3 protein-coding genes are annotated in these 19,677 nt (G+C 74.8%); all 3 read right to left on the bottom strand.

The features are described 5' to 3' along the window. Window positions 1–126: 126 nt before the first annotated feature. The 3 genes from ACFY00_RS03175 to ACFY00_RS03165 all read right to left on the bottom strand — a co-directional run bounded on the left by ACFY00_RS03175 (window position 127) and on the right by ACFY00_RS03165 (window position 19,645). Window positions 127–2,901 (bottom strand): BTAD domain-containing putative transcriptional regulator, encoded by a 2,775-nt coding sequence (locus ACFY00_RS03175; RefSeq protein ID WP_388026639.1) that lies wholly within the window; start codon window positions 2,899–2,901, stop codon window positions 127–129. A gap of 139 nt (window positions 2,902–3,040) precedes the next feature. After that, entirely contained in the window at window positions 3,041–18,706 is a 15,666-nt protein-coding gene (locus ACFY00_RS03170) for a toxin glutamine deamidase domain-containing protein (RefSeq protein WP_388026638.1), read from the bottom strand. A 3-nt stretch (window positions 18,707–18,709) separates the two neighbouring features. Further along, window positions 18,710–19,645: a hypothetical protein gene (locus ACFY00_RS03165; protein ID WP_388026636.1), complete on the bottom strand. Its 936-nt coding sequence runs from the start codon at window positions 19,643–19,645 to the stop codon at window positions 18,710–18,712. Between the last annotated feature and the right edge of the window lie 32 nt (window positions 19,646–19,677).

Here is a 19,677-nt window from a genome sequence, read left to right as displayed (position 1 = left end):
GCCCCCCGGTGAGCTGCGCGTTCAACGGAGACAGCATTAGATCCAGCCGCTGACAGCATGTCAATGCGGCCCTACCCGGCACCGTCAACTCGGCCCGCCCGGAGCGCGGCGCACCGGGCGGGAGCCTCAGGGCGGCGACAGCAGGTCGGCGCGGCGGCGGTGGGCGGCGGCGGAGCGGGGCCGTCCGGCGGCGTCCTCGGCGCGGGCCAGGGCGCGCAGGACGTCCGCGGTGGCCTCGTCGTGGCCGATCCGCTCGGCCTCGGCGAGGGCGGCGTCGAACCGGTCCCGGGCCTCGGGGTGGCGGCCGAGCCCGGAGAGGGCCTCCCCCGCGACGGTGTGCAGCAGGACGCGGCGCGGGACGGGGCCCGCGCCGGTGCTCAGCGCGAGGCCGTGCAGGGCGTGGTCGAGGGCCTGCCGGGGGCGTCCGGTGTCCAGGTGGTGGCGGGCCAGGTGCTGGCGGGCGAGCGCGACGGTGTGCGGGTGGTCGGCGGCCACCGCGATCTCCAGCGCCCGGTCGAGGCCCGCCCCGGCGGCGGCGTGCTCGGCCAGCTCGGTGTGGACGGCCGCCAGGTTGATCAGGGCGACGGCCCGGCCGACCTGGTTGCCCGCCCGGGCGGCGAGCTCGGCCGCGGGGCCGAGGCAGGCCGCGGCCTCGTGCAGGCGGCGGTTGGCGACCAGGACCCAGCCGAGCAGCGCCCGCACCTGGCTCTCGCCGTCCAGGTGGCCGCTCTCCACCGCCGCCTCCAGGGCGAGCCGGAGCTGCGGCACCCAGCCGTCGCGGACCCGGCGCAGGATCAGCGGCCACTGGGTGAGCACCAGCCGCCAGGCGCGCTCGGGGTCGGTGGTGGCGATCACCTCGGCGAGCGTCTCGCGGTGCGCGCCGAGCCACTGCAGGGCCTCCTCGGCGGCCCCGAAGCCGGGGACGGCGCGCGGGCGGGGGCTGGTCGCGGGCGGCTCGCAGCAGGGCTTGCTGCCGGGTTCGGCGCACTGCGCGGCGGCCAGGCCCGCGTACAGGTACTGGTCGGCGAGCCGGGCCCGGGCCGCGCGCTGCTCGACCCGGCCCGTCCCGGCGGCGAGTTGGCGGGCGTACAGCCGGACCAGGTCGTGCAGGACGTACTGCTCGGCGCCGGTCTCGGTGACCAGGTGGGTGGCCGCGAGCTGCTCCAACGCCCGCGCGGCGTCCCGGTGTTCGAGGTCGGCGAGGGCCGCGGCGGTGTACGGGTCGACCATCGGGCCGGGGTGCAGGCCGAGGGCGCACAGCAACCGGGCCGCGGTGGGCGGGAGGTGCTCGTGGGAGATCCGCAGGGCGCTGGCCACGCTGATCTCCTCGGCCGCCAGTTGGACCAACCGGCGCTGCTCGTGCCGCAGTTGCTCGGCGACGGCGGCCAGGCCGCGGCGCGGGTCGGCGGCGGCCTTGGCGGCGGCGATCCGCAGCGCCAGCGGCAACCCGTCGCACAGGTCGGCGAGTTCGCGGACGGCCCCGGGCTCGGCGGCGACCCGGTCCGGGCCTAGGACCCGGGACAGCAGCGCCGCCGACTCCTCCGGCCGCAGCACCGCCAGCGGGACGGGACGGGCGAGTTCGGCGGCGACCAGGCCGAGCAGCCGGTGCCTGCTGGTGACCAGCGCGGCCGAACCGGCCCCGGCCGGCAGCAACGGGCGGACCTGCTCGGACTCGCGGGCGTTGTCGACCACCACGAGGAGCCGACGGCCGGTGGTCGCCCGCCGGTAGAGCGCGGCCCGGGCGGCCGGGGTCGGCGGCAGGTCCGCCGGGTCGACGCCCAGCGCGACCAGGAACTCGGCCAGCACGTCGGCGAGTTCGCGGTCGGGACGGTCACTGAACCCGCCGAGGTCGGCGAACAGCACGCCGTCGGGGAAGCGCCCGCCGTGCCGGTGCGCCCAGTCCAGCGCGAGCGCGGTCTTGCCGACCCCCGCGGGCCCGGTGACCAACGCGATCGCCCCGTCCGGCCCGGGGCGCAACGCCTCGCCCAGGGCGGCGAGTTCGGCGTCCCGGCCGTAGAAGCCGCGCGGGGCGCGGGGCAGCAGGTCGACGGCGGGCAGCGATTCGACGGGGAGGGGCGCGGGGGCGCGGGCGGGCGCGGAGGCGAGGGCGGAGGCAGGGATGGGGTCGGCAGCGGCCTCGCCGCCCTCGGCGCCCTCGGCGCCCTCGCCGCGCAGGATGCGCGCGTACGCGGCGTTCAGGGCCCGGCCCGGGTCGACACCGAGGCGGTCGGCGAGGGACTCCCGGGTGCGGTGGTACCAGTCGATGGCGTCGGACTGCCGTCCGGCCCCGAACAGGGCGAGCATCAGCGCGGCCACCAGCGACTCGCGCAGCGGGTGGGCGACCGTCTCGGCGCGCAGCAGCTCGGCGGCGCGGGCGGGTTCGCCGAGCCGCTGGAGGTGGTCGGCGAGGGCTTCGACGGCGGCGAGCCGGTTCTCCTCCAGGGTCTGCCGCCACGCCTCCAGCGGGGCGCTGGTGACGGTGCCGGTGAGGGCGGGTCCGCGCCACAGGCCGAGGGCGCGTTCGAGGGTGGCGACCGCCTCGGTGGAGCGCCGTTCGCTGCGGGCGGCGGCCACCAGGGCGTCGAACCGTTCGACGTCGAGCAGTCCTTCGGGCAGGTGGAGGGCGTAGGCGTCGCCCGCGGTGGCGAGCCGGACGCCGTGCCGGTCGGCCCCGGCCCCGGCGAGCAGGGCGCGCAGCCGGGAGACGTGGCCCTGCACGACGGTGCGGGCGTTGGCGGGCGGTCCGTCCACCCAGAGCGCCTCGGTGAGCTGGGCGACGGGCACCGCGCGGTTGCGGCGCAGCAGCAGCACGGCGAGCAGGCTGCGCCGCTTCTCCGGCCCGAGCTGGAGCGCGCCGTCCGCGCCGTCCGCCGCGACTGCGCCCAGCAGCCGGAATTCCACCGTGTACCCCCCACGTGGTGCCTTGTTCGGTGAGGGAGGCTATCCGGTCGCTATCCGGTGCATGCCACCGGGGCCCTGAACCGGTGAGCCCGCCGGGCCCCGATCGGGGCCCGGCGGGCCTGTTGTTCCCCCCGGTCGGTCAGGCGGACGCCTCCGGGGCCCCGGCCAGGCCCGCGACGAACGCACGCAGCGCGTCGACCCGGGCCGCGGCGGCGGCCCGGCGGGCGGCTTCCGCCTGCTGCGGGTCCCCTGACGGCGCCGTGACCTCCGACACCGCCGTGACCTCCGACACCGCGGGGCCCTCCGACAACGTGGGGCCCTCCCCCGCCGCGGGGGCCCCTGCGGGCGTGCGGTGGCGGAGGGTCAGTTCGCGGCTGCGGTCCGAGCGGGCGGTGACCCGGTAGTCCCAGTCCTGGTCGGACCCGGGCTTCCCGGCCACCCGGACGGTGACCTCGCTCGGGCGGGTGCCGGGCTTCAGGTAGGTCTGCTGTTCGATCTCCCTGATCCGGTCCGCCGGGTCGCCGTCGAGGGGGACCTCCCGGTGCAGCGGCAGTCCGGGGCCGGTGCCGCTGACGGTGAGGTGGAGCTGCCCGGGGGTGGGCGCCCCCTCCTGGAGCAGCGGTGCGAGGGCGTCGACGGCGGTGGCCATCGCGGCGGTGACCAGTTCGCTGGCCGGGCCGCGGTCGGTCCAGGTCTCGCGGTGGACCTCGTACGGCTGCTGCGCGGACCAGCCGTCGCGGGCGCCCTCGTACAGGTCGTCCAGGGTGACCGGCGCGTCGGCGGTGCGCCGGGCGAGGTGGTCGATGACCTGGCGGGCCTGCCGGGCGTCGACGGCGGTGCCCTCCGGGGTGCGGAGCAGGTCGCCGAGCAGGGCGGACGCCCCGGCCGAGGTGCCGCCGCCGAGTTCGACGAGCCGGTGGACGGCCCGGATCCGGGCCTCCCCGGTCGCCGTGCCGGCGGTGAACCCCTCGCCGTAGACGGCCCGTCCGAGCCGCACGGTGCCGGCCAGGTGCTCGCGTTCGGCGGGCGTGCGGGCGGCGTGGTCGTGGGGTGCGGGGTGGTCGCCCGCGGTCAGCGTCCGGTGGACGTCCTCCAGCACCCGGGCGTTCTCGCCGAACCGCAGTTCGCCGTCCCGCCGGTCGCCGGTGAAGGCGAGGTAGTGGTCGCCCGGCACCTCGGAGGGGGTGGTCTCGGACAGCGGGATGTCCACCGTGAACGGGACGACGCCCTTCTCGGTGACCGGCTCGCGGTCGTTGTCGAAGAAGGTCACCTCGACCTCGGCCGCGCCCCGGTAGCGGGCCATCGGGACGGGGTACTTGCCGTTGGAGACGGTCTGGCCGGCGTCGGCGTGGCTGCCGCCCTCCCGCCACAGCCGCTGGGCGCCACCGGTGATCCCGGCGTTGTTGGTGACGTCGCCGGTGACCGACGCGCCCACCTGCCCCTGCAGGCCCGCGTTCCCCGCCGACAGGTCGGCGTGGTTGACGCCGGACGAGGTGCTGTTGGACGGGCTGGACTCCACGGCCGGGTCGTCCGTCCGGTGCTCCAGCGAGACGACCTTCAGGCCGAGCTCCACGCCCTTGCCGCCGCCGAGCGACAGCCGCCCGGTCGGGACGGCCCCCGCGATCTCGGCGCCCTGGCTGGCGGTGCCGAACAGCGCCGACACGTGGCTGTGCGCGGCGACGGTCCCGACCACGGGCGCCATCTCCTGCCAGGCCGACCGGCCGAAGTACTCCGGTCCGCGCAGCCGCAGCAGGTCCTGGATGCCGCCCGCGTCGTCGAGGAACCGCAGCACGTCGGTGTCGCGCAGGCCGGTCTCCCAGACCCGCTCCGGCGGGACCCGGACGGTGACCGGCGCGGGCGCCTGGGCCGGGACGGTGCGCGGCGGTGCGGCGGCGTCGCCGGACCTCGCGGCCACCGGGACGGTCTCGCCCGTCTCCACGAGGGTCTCGAAGCCGACCACCGCGGTGCGCCGCTGGTGCACCGACGGACCGAACCAGGGCCGCCGGACGATGGTGAACTGCAGCTCCGCCTCGCCCCGGTAGGCGCTGCCGGGCAGCTTGGCCTTGGTCGCCGACCCGGCCGTGGTGCTGCTGGTGCGGACGTCCGCGTGTTCGTGCCCGCTGCCGCCGGTGCCGGTGGCGCCGAGCGTCACCGAGACCGGCGCGGCCCCGACGGGCACCGCCCCCGTCAGCCCGAACAGGCCCTGGTGGCTGTTGCCGGTGCCGCCGCCGTCCGCGAACGAGCGCTGCACGTCGGTACCGGTGTTGAACTCGGTGGTGCCCGAGTCGCCCAGGTGTTCCAGCCGGTCGCGGAGCACCGCGGAGACCCGCACCTCGGTCCGTCCGTGCCGGACCACGATCTCGTCCCCGGCCGTCATGCCCTTCAGCCTCGCCTGCAGGCGGTCCGGGGTGAGCTCCGCGTCCAGCTCGCGGCGGATGCCCGACCAGTCGTCGGCGAACGGGTTGCGCACCGGCTTCGGCGCACCGCCCGGACGTGCGCCGTGCTCGCCGCGCCCGCTGCCGCCGCCGCCACGGAACCGGCTCGGCTTCCAGCCGGACTCCACCTGGGAGAGCAGCGACTCGCCCAGCGTCCGCGCCGGGCCGTCGGTGCGGGTCCCCGGCAGGGCGTGGACGTCGGTGACGATCGCCGAGGAGTCCAGCCGCCGCCCCTCGACGAAGCCCTTCGGCTGCTTCTCGGTGCTCCGCGCCGCCGCGCCGCCGACCGGTTCGGCGTCCCGGGTCGGCACCGCCACCCGGGCCACCGCGTCGACCGGCCGGGTGACCGACCCGTCCGCCACGCCCAGCCGCTTGAACTCGACCTTGACGTCGTACGCCGTCTTCACGTCGAAGAACACCGCGGGCTCCACGTGCTTGCCGCGGTTCGAGGCCGAGCCGACCGTCTCCGCGCCCCGGCCGTAGCTGCGGTCGAACCGGTGCGTGTAGCCGCCCGATCCGTTCACCACGGGCGTCCTGAACCGGAACTGGCCGCCGCCGTCGTGCCGGTTGCGCAGGTCCTGCACGCTGCCCTGGCCGCTCGAGGTGCGGGTGCCGGACTCGAACTCGTACTTGTCCGTCGCCGAGTGGTACGTCGCGTCCTCCACCCGGGCGGTGACGGTGATCTCGGCCGTCCAGGTCTTCCCGGAGACCGTCTCGGTGAGCTTGCCGCCGCGGGTCAGCTGGGACAGCTTCGCCTTGAGCGCGCCCCGCTCGAAGGTGGAGTCGATCTTCCGGTGCACCTCGTCCGCGGGTTCGCCGTGCTTGGTGCGGATCAGCTCCTCCACCGTCGTGCGGACCTTGTCCGCACCGCTCAGGGTGTGCACCACGTAGGACGCGTTCAGCTCGTGCTGCTCCAGCATCCGGCGCGGCGCGGTGTGGGTGGCCGCGGGCTTGGTCTCGGGCTTGGGCTCGGCCTCCGACTTGGGAGCCGGAACACCTTCCCCCGCAGGGGACTCGGCGTCCTTGACCGGCGGCTTGAAGGCCACCGTGCCGTCCTCGCCCCGCTGCGCCTGCACCTTGACGGTGTCCCGGGCGTCCATGCCCACCTCGACGCGCAGCGGCGCCGACACGTCCGGACGGGCGGTCGCCGCCTCACCGGGACGGCCGAAGTGGATGTCCACCGCCAGCCGGGTCCCGTAGATCACCTGCGGCGCACCGTACTTGCCGCTGGCGTACACCCGGTCGGCCTGTCGTCCCTGGGCGCCCGCCCGCCTGCGCTGCTGGCTGGACCCGGTGGCCACCACGTCCGCGCCGGGCGTGCCCTTGGCGACCGGGCCGCCGACCTGGCCGTTGCCCATGACCGTGCGGGAGAGCAGGCTGCGGTCCACGCTGAACGCGCCGGTCTCGCTGACCGCGTTCAACTCGGCCTTGCCGTCCTCCCGGCGGTACGTCATCGACTCCACCCGGGCGGTCGCCGTGACGACCAGGTCCTCCTTGCCCGGGACCTTCACCTGCAGCGGCTCGCCCCGGGTCATCCCGGTCAGGCGGGCGGCCATGTTCGGCTGGCTCAGCCCGCGCAACACGTGGTCGCGGACGCCGTCCCACTCGTCGCCGAACCGCTGCCGCCCCTTGGCGTCAACGGCGGCCCGCAGCGCGGCCGTTCCGTCCACGTCCCGGACCACGACGGTCTCGCCGAGGCCGACCGAGTCGTCGCCGCTGCGCCACACCGACTCCGGCGGCGCGGGGGTCTCCTGCGGCTCCGGCGCCTTCTGCTCCTTCGGTGCCTCCGGTGCCTCCGGTGCCTTCGGCCCGGTCGGCACGGAGGACCCGGTGTCGGCGGGGTTCTCGGTGTCCGCAGGAGCCTTGGTGTCCGCGACGGCCGTGGTGTCGGCGCGGTCCACCAGCAGCCGGACGTCCGCCGAACCCGCCGGGTGCGCGACGCCCTTGCCGTTGAACGCCAGGTCGAAGTGGACCGGGCCCTCGTAACGGACGCCCGGCACCTTCGACTTGCTGGTCAGCTGGGACGTCCGGCTGTCGCCCTCGATCGCGATCCGGTCCCGGCCGAGCCGCCCGGCCGTGTTGCCGCCGAGCAGCGCGCCGCCGCCCGGCTTGAACACGTTGCCGACCCCGAGCTGGCCCGCGTGCCCGCGGTTGGTCACCGTGCTGTGCACCTGCTGCACGGTGGTGCCGATGTTGAACTCGGTCTCCTTGGTGGTGCCGGTCTGCTTCAACTCCCCGACCCGTGCGGTGATGTCGACGCTGGCGACGGTCCGGCCGTGCCGGTCGGTCAGCGCGACGGTGACCGGCTCGCCCGCCGTCATGCTCTTCAGGTTCTGCTGGAGTCGGCTGAAGTCGACCTCGGCGAGGACCTTCTCCCGCAGCTCGGGCCACTTCTCGCCGAACTCCTGCTTCCCGGCCGCCTCGACGTGGTCGAGCAGCGCCTCCACCGGCCGCTGGTCCTCCGGGCCGCGCGGCGCCAGGTCCAGCACGACCTCCTGCCCGCCGACCCGGCCGTCCAGCAGGCGCTGCGGGGGCGTCCGCAGTTCGCCGACCGCCCCGGCCCCGGGACGCGGCGGGACGGCGACCGTCAGGCCGAGGTCCACCGTCTCGGTGCGGGCGGAACCGGTCCGCACCGGGGAGCCGTCGTGCCGCAGGTCGCCGAAGTCCAGCTCCAGCCGCATCCGCGACTCGAACACGTCGGCCGTCTCGGAGGTCTTGGACCGCGCGACCATGCCGCCCAGCGCGAGGTCGACCTCGCCCTCGCCCCGGTCGTGGAAGTAGCCGACCAGCTCGGACGGTTCGGCGACCCCGGCCGAGTGCCGTGCCTGGAGGCCGATGTTGGACTGCCACTGCGCGTCGTGCGCGGTGCCCGTCGCGACCGTCCGGTCGGCGCCGTTCTCGAACTCGATCTTCTGCTCCCCCCGGTGGGTCGACCGGGTGACCTCGCCGCTCAGCCTGACGCTGCCGCTCCAGCCGTTCTTCTCGAACGGGGCCGTCCACACCTCGCCCCTCGACAGCGCGCCGAGCATCGGGCGCAGCGTCGCCGGACCGAAGTACGCGTCCGCGAACGCCCGGGCCTCCGCCCGGTCACCCGGCACGGCCGCCGCCAGCACCTCGACGACCTTCGCCCGGACGGCCGTCTCGTGCTCGGTCAGCCCGAGCACCAGGTCGTTGCCCGTGATCGGACGCGGACCGATGTTCTTCGGGTTCACCGGGTTCACCGGGTTCACCGGGTCCACCGGCGCCGGTGCGGGGGTCTGGACCTCCGGCGCGGACTCCGGCGCGGACTTCGGCGCCTCGGTGTCGCCCGTCCTCTGCTCCGGTTCCGGGGCGGTGCTCCTCTGCTCCGGCTCCGGGGCGGTGTGCGTGGCGGGGTCCGCCGGACGGCTGCCGTCGTAGTGGTCGTCCTGACGGTAGACCGTCACCGGCCGGCCGTCCGCCGGTCCGAAGACGGCCCGGGGGACGCCGTCGTGACCGACCACGCGCAGGCGCAGGCCCAGGGCGTGGGCGGCGGCAGCCGGGAGCATCTCGCCCGCGTCAGTCCGCCAGCGGGCCTCCCAGCCCTGGACGGTGCGCAACAGCGCTTCGCGTTCGCGGGCGGTGGGGGGCGGGGTGTTCTCGGTGAGGTGGGTGCTGACGGTCTGCCGCAGCTCGACGGGGTCCATCCCGGCGAAGTTCGGGCGGGCGTCGGCGGGGAGGTAGCCGAGCAGGTCCTCGGTGCTCAGCGCGCCCCGGGCGATCAGGTCGTTGCGGTGGTTGGCGACGACCTCGTGCGGCCACTGCTCCGGGGGCAGCGTGCTGAAGTGCTGCTCGACGGCGGCCCGGAGGTCCCGGGCCGGGCTGCCGCTGCCCGCGTCCCCGGGCGTGCTGACGGCGATCGAGTGGAGCAGGCAGAGGCCGTCCATCGGCACCTGCACCCGCGGACCGACCGGCGGGAACTCCCGCTCGGCACCGCCGCGCTCGTCCTTCGGGGCCGGGGAGGTCGGTTCCTCCTTCGGCGGCGTGACGGCCGGCTCCTGCTTCGGCGCCGAGGAGCTCGACTCCTGCTTCGGCGCTGAAGAGCTCGGCTCCTGCTTCGGCGCCGAAGAACTCGACTCCTCCTTGGGCACCGAGGAGTTCGACTCCTCCTTCGGAACGGCCGGAGCGGACTCCTGCTTCGGCTGCGTGACGGCCGGCTCCTGCCTCGGGGCCGGGCTCTCCGGTCGGCTCCCGTGCGGCGGAGCGGGCGGGGGCGTCCGGTCGGTGCCGTGGGTGGGCGCGGGGCGGCCCAGTTCCGGCGGGGCGGACGCGGAGCGGGCGCGGGTCGTGGCGCCCGCCGCGGGGGTGGCGTCGACCGGTGCGGCGTCGGGGCGGACGGGTGCCGTGCCGTTCGCGGTGTCCTCCGGGCGGGCCGGGCGCTCGTCGTGCGGGGTGGTCGCGACCGGTTCCGGAACCGCGGCGGGCTCGGGCGTGCTGCGGCTGCCGCCGGAGGTCGTGTCGAGATCGGTGCGTTCGGTGCCCGTGCCGGTCTCCGCGGGGCGGCCGAAGCGTTCCGCGAATCCGGGGTCGTGCGGCCCGGACACGGTGGTGCCGTGCGGGTCGGCGACGGAGGCCCAGAGCGTCCAGTCGGGGCGGAAGTCCGCAGGCAGTCCGCCGGTGGCGGGGGTGACCTGGCGGTTGGTCGGGTCGGCCCAGCGCAGCGTGCCGTCCCGGTCGTGGACCAGGGCGACGGCGTGGGCGTCACCGTGGGCCCCGGTGCCGAGCACGGTGGCGAAGCTGCCGGGACCGGCGGCCTGCACCTGGTCCTTCAGCTTCTGCACCGCGTCCGGCCCCTGGCCGAACAGGGCGGGTGCTTCGGCGCGCTGCCACGGGGCGGCGCCGGGCGCGGGCGGTGCGGAGACCCGGGGCTGCCCGAAGTGGGTGTCCCGGTACGCCTCGACGTGCTCGACCCGGGCGGCCAGGTCACCGCCGTGCTCGGCCGCCGGGTGCGGGTTGACCTTCTGGAGCAGCGAGTTGCTCATCGCCGGGTGGATCTTCGGCTCACCACCGAGGTAGTCGACCAGGTCCCGGCTCAGCGGGTGCTCCGGGCCGAACGAGCGGTCACCGCGATCGCTCGTCACCCCGTCGGTGTTCTCGTGCGCCGGTGTCCGGTGCTCGACCGGCGGGGTCGGCCCGGTCGGGCTGTCCGGCTGCGTCGGGGCGTGCACCGGTGCGTGCTCGGCGGTGCCGACGGGAGGCAGCGGCGGCTCGTGGTCCGCCACGGGATCCCGGTCGTGCTGCTGCCGGTCGGTGGGCGCCGTGGTCCGGGGCGCCGATCCGAAGCCGCGCGCGGTGCCGTCATCCTCCGGGCGGGGCTCCTGGTTCGGCTCCTCCAGCCGGAGTTCGCGTCCCGGGCCGCCCTCCCCGGTGCCGGGGTAGCGCTTCACCTCGTTCCCGCCGTGGGTGATCACCACGTCGCGGTCGAGGTTCTTCGCCAGCGCCGTGAGGTAGGCGTCGCGGAGCGGGCCGGGCGTGTCCAGGCCCGTACTGCCCGGCTTCACCAGGTTCTTGATCACCTGGTTGAGGTCCTGCTTGTCCAGACCGGCGAGCGGACCCTGCCGGTTGGCGCCGATCCAGGTGATGAAGTGCTTGCCGAAGTCGTCGGCGTCCTCGGGCGCGCGGCGGCCGTGCAGTTCCAGCACGCTCCGACGGATGCTCGCCTCGTCGTGTCCGGCCAGCGGGGCGGAGAGGGTCGGCGCCTCGTTGCCCCGGAAGTGGCTCATGTACTCCTCGGCCTGCTGGCCCTTGGACACCGTCGGCGGGTTGGCCCCGGTACCGGTGCCCGGCGCGCCGGTGTTCTCGTCGTCGCGGGCCTGCACCCTTCCCTGTCGGCGGGCCTTGCTCTCCTGCTGGCGCTGCCGCTTCTCCCGGGCCTTGAGCTGCCGCTCCTCCTGCTCGTCCTGCAGCCGCTGCGCCTGCGCATCCTGCTCCCGTCGGTACTCCGCGTCCAACTCCGCCTTGCGCTGCCGGAGTTGCTCGTTGCGCTCCGTGACCTCGCGCTCCTTGGCGCGGCGCTCCTCCAGCATCGTGCGGGCCTGCTCGGCGCGCTGCTCGGCGGCGGCCACCCGGTTCCGGTGGTCGGGGCCGGGGTCGGGGTCCTGCTGGAGGCGCTGGACCTCGGCCTCGGTCCGGCGGACGAACTCCTCGGTGTGGTGGACGGACTTCTGGGCGGCACTGACGGCACGGCCGTAGTAGCGCAGCCTGTTGTCGAGCCTCGCCCTGGTCTCGGGCTTGTCCTGGTCCTTGTTGCCCTCGCGCACCCCGTCGTCGACCTTGTCGGAGTGCCGGGCGGCGGCGAACGCGAGCGGGTCGAGGGTGCCGTCGCCGTGGTAGCGGCCGTCGCCGTCCGGGTTGTGGACCGTGATCGGGCGGAACGGCGGGCGGCTCTCGCCACCGGGCACGGCCGCCGGGCCGGGACGCCCGTCGATCGGGAGCCCGGAGCCGAACTTGGCCTCGGGGCGGTAGAGCTGGGAGACCAGGCCGCCGAGTTCCCTCTCGGCGGCTTCGACCCTCTCCCTCGCGCCCTCCTCGTCGGCGGTGCCCCGGGCGGCGTCGAGCGCGTTCCTGGCCTCCGTCAGCTCCCGGTTGAGCCCGACCGCGTGCTCCCTGACCTCCGGACCGGACCGGTGCACCTCCTGGACGACCGACAGGGCCAGGCCCTCGATGACGTCCTTGCCGTGGAAGACCTCCTGGTCGAAGGTGACGCGCTGCCGCTCACCAGTGGCCGGGTAGGTGTGTTCCCACTTGCTCTTGCTGCCGGTGGTGGTGGAGCCCTGGACGTAGTCGGTGGTGCGGGCGACCTGCCCGCCCGGCCTGAACTCCCGCATGGCCTGGCGGTCCAGCGGTTCGAGCTGGTCGTGCAGGGAGACCCAGCCGTCGTAGTGCTGCAGGATCTCGGGGCCGAACACCATCGTGGTGGGGCCGTAGCGGGTGACCATCTTGGCGTCGCCGACCTCCATCCGGAAGAAGGCGAAGTCGTCGTTGCCGAGGTTGCCGGTGTTCTTGTCGCTGCTCTTCCCGGAGGCCATGAACTTGGCGTCGCGCCGCTTCAGGTCGCCCTGGGAGGAGAGCAGGCCGGAGTTCGCGATGGCGTGGTAGGCCGGGGTGGAGTGCTTGAGCCGGTAGGGCAGGCCCTGGAGGGAGTCGTAGAGCTCCCTCAGCTCGGGGTCGGCCCTCAGGTGCGGATCGACCTGGGCGTGCAGGTCGCCGAGGTTGCGCTCCGACAGGGCGCGGACGAAGTCGGTCCGCTTCTCGGGGGAGAGGGTCGACAGGTCCTCGGGGAGGTTCGCCAGGTCCTCGGGGGTGAGCCTCGTCGCGTCCTCGGGCTTCGGGTCCTCGGGCTTCGGGGCGTTCGGGTCCTCGGAGCCGGGGGCCTGCGGGTCGTCGGTCCTGGGGGCCCCGGCGGCGTTCCTGATCTCGTTGCGGACGGTCCCCCACTGCGTGCCGGTGGGCACGTCGGCGTACGCCTGGTCGCGGCGGAACCCGCGGACCTTGTTGCGGACCAGGTCCATCAGGTGCGGATCGAGCGCCAGCGGGACGCGAGTGCCCGCGCCGTTCGGGTGCGGCTCGAACAGGGTCCTCGAGAGGCCGGTCAGTGGACCGTACTCGTTGCGCAGCTGGTAGAGGCCGCCGTGGTCGGCGGCGCCCGTGACCCGGCCCTTGAGCAGGCGTTCCAGCTCCTCGCCGCGCCGCACCGTCTCCTCCTCGTAGGCGCGCCGCGCCTCGGGGGTCGGGTGGGCCTGCTCGAAGCGCGCGGAGTCGGTCATCAGCCGGAGCCGCTCGCGCAGGTCGTCGCCCTTGGCGACGATCTCGTCGCCGGTGGACCGCAGGTGCTTGACCGGGTCGCCCTGGCCGTTGCCCGCCCGGGCCTGCTCGTCCAGCCAATCCGCCCGCTCCAGCACCTTGGTGGCGGTCTGCGGGTAGTCCCTGCGGATCAACGTGTCGGCGAACCGGTGGAGTTCGGACTGCGACAGGTGGTCGACGTCGATCACGACGTCGCCCGCGGGCTTCTCGCCGAGGGCGAAGCCCTCGCCCATCCACGTCAGGAACCCGGCCGGATCGGCCGGACCCTCCTCGGACCTGACCCAGTTCCTCCGGGTCTCGTCCCACTTCAGCTTGACCGAGCCGTCGGCGGAGGACGCGGCCTCGCTGTCGTACTGCTGGAGGAGCTCCGCGTCGTCCCGATGCGGGTTGCTGCTGCCGCCGCCCTCGTGCTCGCCGGGATTGGTCACCGTGCCGAAGCCGTCGTCCGAACGGGGCTGCTCCTCGGGACGGGGCTGCTCCTCGGGACGGCCGAAGCTGGAGTAGGTGTCCATGAAGTCCTGGTCGTGCGGCCCGGAGATGGTGTTCTCGTGCGGGTCGGCGACCGAGGCCCAGACCGTCCAGTCGGAGCGGAAGTTCTCCGGCAGCCCGCCGGTCGCGGGGGTCACCGTGCGGTCCGACAGGTCGGCCCAGCGCAGTTGGCCGTCCTGGTCGTGGACCAGCGCGACCACGTGGCCGGTGCCCTCCTTGCCCGCGCCGAGCACGGTCGCGAAGCTGCCCGGCCCGCCCGCCCGTACCGTCTCCATCAGCTTCGGGATCGCGGCGGCGCCCTCGCCGAACAGCGCCGGACCGTCGTGCCGCTTCCACAGCGTGTTGCCCGGGCTCTGTTCCACGTCCCCGTGCAGCGTCTGACCGGCGACCCGGGGACGGCCGAAGTGGGTGTCCCGGTACGCCTCCACGTTCTCCATGCAGGCGTTCAGGTCGTCGCCGATCCGGAAGCCCTCGCCCGGGTGCACGGGCGCGGCGTGCGGGTTCACCCTCCCGAGCAGCTCGGGGCTCACCGGCGGATGTGCCTTCGCCTCGCCGCCGAGGTGGCTCACCAGGTCCTGCGTCAGCGGGTCGTGGGCGCCGACGGCCCGGAAGCCGCGGTCCTGCATGACCGCGTCGCTGTTCTCGTACGAGGGCGTCCGGCGCCGCTTCGGGTCGCGCTCGGAGACGGGCTGGTCGTCCTCGTCCTCGTCCCGTCCGCGCTTGCGGCTGTTCGACGGGGCGGACTGCTGGGGCGCGGTGTCGCCGTCCGCGTTCGGCCGGTGCGGGACGGCCCGGGTGTCCTGGACGGGCGCGGTGGCGTCCGTCGGACGGGGTTGCTGGTGCTCGGGCGCACCGGTGCCGTGCGCGGTGTCCGCCGGGGGTGCCGGGTGCGACGCGGGCGCCGGGCGCGACGGGAGCGAGCCGAAGTCCCGGGCACCGGTGCCCGACCGGCTGCCCTCGGCGGGGTGCGGCGCGGACGTGGTGTCGGCGCGCCGGTCGTCGCCGGAGCCGGACTGCTGGGCCTCCTGGGACTGCCGGGCGGTGCTCTCGTGCAGCATCACGTCGATCCAGCCCGACTTCCGGAACTCCGAGATCACGGTCTCGGGGTTCCGGTTCGGGTAGGCCGCCAGTGCGTGCTCCGCCAGCTCCCGGAGGTGTTCCTCGTTGGAGTCCAGGAACTCCCGGTTCGCCCTCTCCCCCTTCTGCAGCTCGGCTGCGGTGGCCCTGACGTCCTCCAGGGTCCTGCCGGGCTTCTGGAGCTCGGCGACGAGGCGCTGCTGGGTTTCGAGCCTCTTGTTCATGCTCTTGATGAACCCCGTCAGCTCGTCGACGTGGGGGTTCCTCGGGTCCAGTCCCCTGGTGAGGCTGTACGCCGCGTCCTGGAACTGGCCGAGCTGCTGCTTCGCCCTGGCGTGGTACGGGTCGACCGTCATCTTGACGAGGTTCTCCGGGGTCTGCGTCGTGACCTCGAACGGGATGGTCGACTGCTTGGAGACCCTCGGCGGACTGTTCGGATCCAGGATGTTCGCCTGGGTCTCCTGGCTGATCAGCTCCCAGCCGCGCCCGTTGTAGCGCAGCATGTTGGTCGCCGCCGGCGTGTAACCCGGCGGCAGGGGCGCCGCGTAGTCGTGCAGCCCCGCCCACTGGGTGACCGTCTTCTCCAGCCGGAAGTTCGCGCCCGCCTGCAGGTTCTCCGCGGCGGAGTACGACTGGTAGTGCCACGCCGTGAACGTGTCCTTGCCGGGTTCGACGGTGGCCACGAAGGCGCAGCCGTTCATCGCGTCGGTGAACACCAGCCCCTCGCGCGGGACGTCCGGGTGCGGACGCAGCGGGATCTCGGTGTGGCCGATGGTGCTGTCGGGACCGGGGCGTTCCTTGGCCTCGTAGGGCACGTAGGCGCCCTTCACGTAGTGGCTGTCGTCCTTCAGCGGCGGCAGTCGGGATCCGAGCGGCTCGGGGAAGCTGTCGATGCCGGGGAAGCTCTCGGGGTGCTCGGTGAAGTGCGCCGCGTACTTCTCCCACGCGGGCACCAGGTGGTAGGAGGGCTTGCCGCCGCGGACGGCGGCCGGGTCCGGCTCCATCACGAACCAGTGCTTGTCGCTGCTCTTGATCGCGTTGAGGAAGGCGATGTCCTGCCCGGGCTTCAACCCGGGCATCCGCTGCTTCACGCCTTCGGCGAAGTCCACCGACAGCAGGTTGTCCGCCAGGAACCCCGCCGGGTCGTGCATGATCCCGTGCTCCGGCGTGCCCACCGGCGGCAACGGCTCCGGCTCGACGTGCGGCACGACCTCCTCGTGGCTCGACGGCCGCTCGGTGCCGCCCGCCTCCTCGTGGCTCGACGGCCGGTCGACGCCGCCCCCGCGGCCCTCGCCGGAGCGGATGCTGCTGCCACCGGGCTCGGTGCGGACCGGACCGGTCACCGGACCCGTCCGGTGACCGTCCTGCCGCGGGACGGCCCCGAAGCCCGTCGGGCGGCCGGACGCACCGGCACCGCCGCGAGCGGCACCGCCCGCGCCACCGGCCGTCGCACCGGGCAGGTACCCGCCGCCCGCCATCGGGGGCGGCGCGACGGTCGACGACGACGTGACGTCCGGAACCGCGTCCGGAACCACCTGCCCGGGCACCTGCTCCGGCCCGGCCGGACGCACCGGCGCGGGAGCGGTCGCCCCCCGGCTGCCACCGTCCAGGTGGGTACCACCGCCACCGGCCAGGTTCGCGGCGCCGCCGAGCACGCCCGACAGGTTCGGCACCGCGGACGGCTGCGCCGCCGTGGAACCGGCAGGCTGCTCCGTCACCCTCGGCGCGACGGTCTCGTTCGTGGACGCAGGACTCTCCTGGTGCGGCACCGCCGTCGTGTGCGGCTGCGGCGCCGGGGTCTCGTGCGGCTGAGCTGCCGAAGTCTCGTGCGGCTGCGCGGCGTTCGACTCTTGGCGCGGCGCCGGGGTCTCATGCGGCTGAACCGTCGACGTCTCGTGCGGCTGAACCGCAACGGGCTCCACCCGAGGCGCGGGCGACTCGTGGGGCTGCGCAGCGACGTGCTCGGCAGGCGGCGCAGCCGACTCGTGCGCCTGCGGGGCCGGGGTCTCGTGATGCGGGGCCGGGGTCTCGTGCGGCTGCAGAACCTGCTCGTGGTGCGGGGCCGGGGTCTCGTGCGGCTGCGGCGCCGGGGTCTCGTGCGGCTGCGGCGCCGGGGTCTCATGCGGCTGCGACGCCGGGGTCTCGTGCGGCTGCGGGGCCGGGGTCTCGTGCGGCTGAACCGCAACGGGCTCCACCCGAGGCGCGGGCGACTCGTGAGGCTGCGCAGCGACGTGCTCGGCACGCGGCGCAGCCGACTCGTGCGCCTGCGGCGCCGGGGTCTCGTGCGGCTGGACCGCCACCGTCTCCGGACGCGACGTCACGCTCTCGTGCGGCTGCAGAACCTGCTCGTGGTGCGGCGCCAGGGTCTCGTGGGGCTGCGCGGCAACGTGCTCGGCACGCGGCGCAGCCGTCTCGTGCGGCTGAACCGCAACGGGCTCCACCCGAGGCGCGGGCGACTCGTGGGGCTGCGCAGCGACGTGCTCGGCACGCGGCGCAGCCGACTCGTGCGCCTGCGGCGCCGGGGTCTCGGGGCGCGGCGTCACCGGTTCGGCCTTCGGCGCGGTCGCCTGCGGCTCGACCTGCGGTGCCGTCCGGTCCTGGACGTGCGTGGCAGCCTGCTCGTGCGGGGCGGGCGCGGGTGCGTCCGTCCCGTGCGTGGTGACGGAAGCCTGCTCGTGCGGGGCGGGGGCGGGGGCGGACGCGGCCGGGCTGCTGTGGCCGGAGCCGAACGGTGCCAGGCCGTTGACCTTCGACTCGCCCGTGCCGCCCGTGCCGCCCGTCCCGGAGGAGTGGCCGGTGGAGGCGCCCGCGGCCGCCCCGAGTCCGAGCCCGGAGCCCGTACCGCTCTCGCCCCTGCTGCCCGTACCCGAGCCCGAGCCCGAGCCCGAGTCGGCGCCGGTACCGGTGGTCTCCGTGGTCCCGCTGCCGCGGCTGCTGCTGCCTCCGGTGGAGGAGGGCGTCCCGGTCGGACCGTGGTAGGCGCTGTCGCCGGAGGAGGAGGTGGACTTGGCGAAGGTGGGCGGGCCGTCGTGTCCGGCGCCGCCGCTGCCGTCGGGGAGGTCGAGCTTCGGGGGTGCGGCCGGGGTCGGCGGGTTGGCGTGGCCCTTGAGCGCGGAGGCTCCGGCGTGCAGGCCCGCGCCCGCGCCGCCGGAGAGGCCGGAGCCGAGCAGGGAGCCGCCGTCGACCTGGCCGGTGGTGATCAGCTGGGTCGAGACGTCCGCGCCGACGCCGACCACCGCGCCCGTGCCCATCTTCCCGACGGTCGAGTTGAGCGCGTTCTCCGCGCCGATCTTCTTGCCCGCCGCGCCGATGCCCTTGCCGATCAGGTGGGCGGAGGCGCCGCCGACCGCGCCGCCGAGGGCGTTCTGGCCGACTTCCTTGACGTCGATGCTCTTGCGGTGGCCCTCGGCCACCTCGATGCCCTGGGCGAGCAGGTTGATCGCGGCCATCTGGGCGGCCTGTTTGGCCGCCATCTCGACCATCTCCTTGAGCAGCTTCTTCAGCAGCTGCGAGACGACCACCCGGCTGGCCGCGATCATCACGGGCACTTCGAGCAGCGAGGCGCCCGCGGTGAACGGGGCCTCGGCTTCGGCGGTGGCCAACTCGAAGGCGAGGATGCCGAGTTGGGCGATGATCTGGATCTTCGCGGTCTCCGCGGAGTTGGCCATCTGCTCCAGCATGTCGCCCATGCCGTTGAGCGAGTTGACCGCGCCGGGCAGGTAACCGGGGTCCTGCTCGGTGCCCTTGCCGACCGAGTACCCCTCCCAGTACTTGCCCAGGGCCTCGGCGGCCTTGCCCTTCTGACCGTCCAGGGCGCGCTTGATGGTCGAATCGGCGCTCTGCGAGGCGTCCTTGAGTTCCTCGGCCGCCTTGCGGCAGCGGTCGGCCATGTCGCGGAGCTGGTCCTCGTCCGCTTCGGGCCAGCGGGTTCCGGCGAGCAGCAGCAGGACCCACTGGAGCGGCTCCGGAAGTTCGACAGCCATGGGTCAGTGCCTTCCGCTCTGGATGGGCCGCGTGCTGATGATGGGGTTGACGGGGGCCGACGGGAGCGAGGGCGCGGTGGGCATCTGCGCGGTGCTCTCGATACCGCCGAGGTCGGCGACGATGTTCTCGTCCGCGTTCTGGTAGCTGTCCGCCATCGCCTTCAGGCCGTCGGCGATGTTCTTCAGCGCACCGGGCAGGCCCTTCACCACCGCCATGGTGTCGTGGCTGTACTTCAGGTAGCCCTTCTCGCCCTCGGCGAACTTCTTGCCCGACTCGTCGTTGCCCCAGGGGTTCTGGGACTCCATCGAGGTCAGGAAGGCGCTCAGCGACCGGTGGAGGTCGGCGAGTTGCTCCGAGGCGGCGAGCATCGGCGACACCGCCGCCCGGTACTGCTCGGGGTCCACCTGGAAGCCCGTCCCGGCGCCGCCCGAACTCCCGCTCCCGGACGCCGCGTTGCGGGGGGCCGCCGTCCGCTTGTCCGCGCGGGCGGCCGTCGGCCGGGAGAGCGGTTCGCCCCGCTCCATGGGCCGCAGCGGTGCGTACGCCGGTTCCACCGGCCGGTCGGGGGTCGGCGCCGAGAGGCCCACCCGCTGCGGCTGCAACGGCTCGGCCGGAAGGTCCGCCAGCAGGGGCTGCAACGGCTCGGCCGGAAGGTCCTGCTGCCTGGGCAACAGCGGCTGCGCCGGAAGGTCCGCCAGCAGGGGCTGCAACGGCTCCACCGGGTGCTGCAACGTCGGGACGCCCTGCTCCGTCGGCTGCAGCAGACCGCCCATCCGCTCCCTCGGTTGCACCGGATCGAGGGCGACGGTGGCCGGGGCGACCGTGCCGACCCGGAACCGGTCGGGCTCGGCGGGGGTCTCGACCATCCGGTGCAGGACGCGGTCGGGTTCGGCGGGCGCCTCGGCCTCGACGTACCAGGCCTGCTCGTCGTTGCTCATCGGGGGTTCCTTCGTCAGTGCGGGAGGCGGCG

The sequence above is a fragment of the Kitasatospora sp. NPDC001540 genome, from assembly GCF_042894345.1.
In the GTDB taxonomy this organism is placed as follows: Bacteria; Actinomycetota; Actinomycetes; order Streptomycetales; family Streptomycetaceae; genus Kitasatospora; species Kitasatospora phosalacinea_C.
This window is presented reverse-complemented; position numbering and strand designations above follow the sequence as displayed.

Coding starts and splice junctions, on each gene's coding strand:
- ACFY00_RS03170 (WP_388026638.1), bottom strand. CDS start 18,706: ATGGCTGTCGAACTTCCGGAGCCGCTCCAGTGGGTCCTGCTGCTGCTC.
- ACFY00_RS03165 (WP_388026636.1), bottom strand. CDS start 19,645: ATGAGCAACGACGAGCAGGCCTGGTACGTCGAGGCCGAGGCGCCCGCC.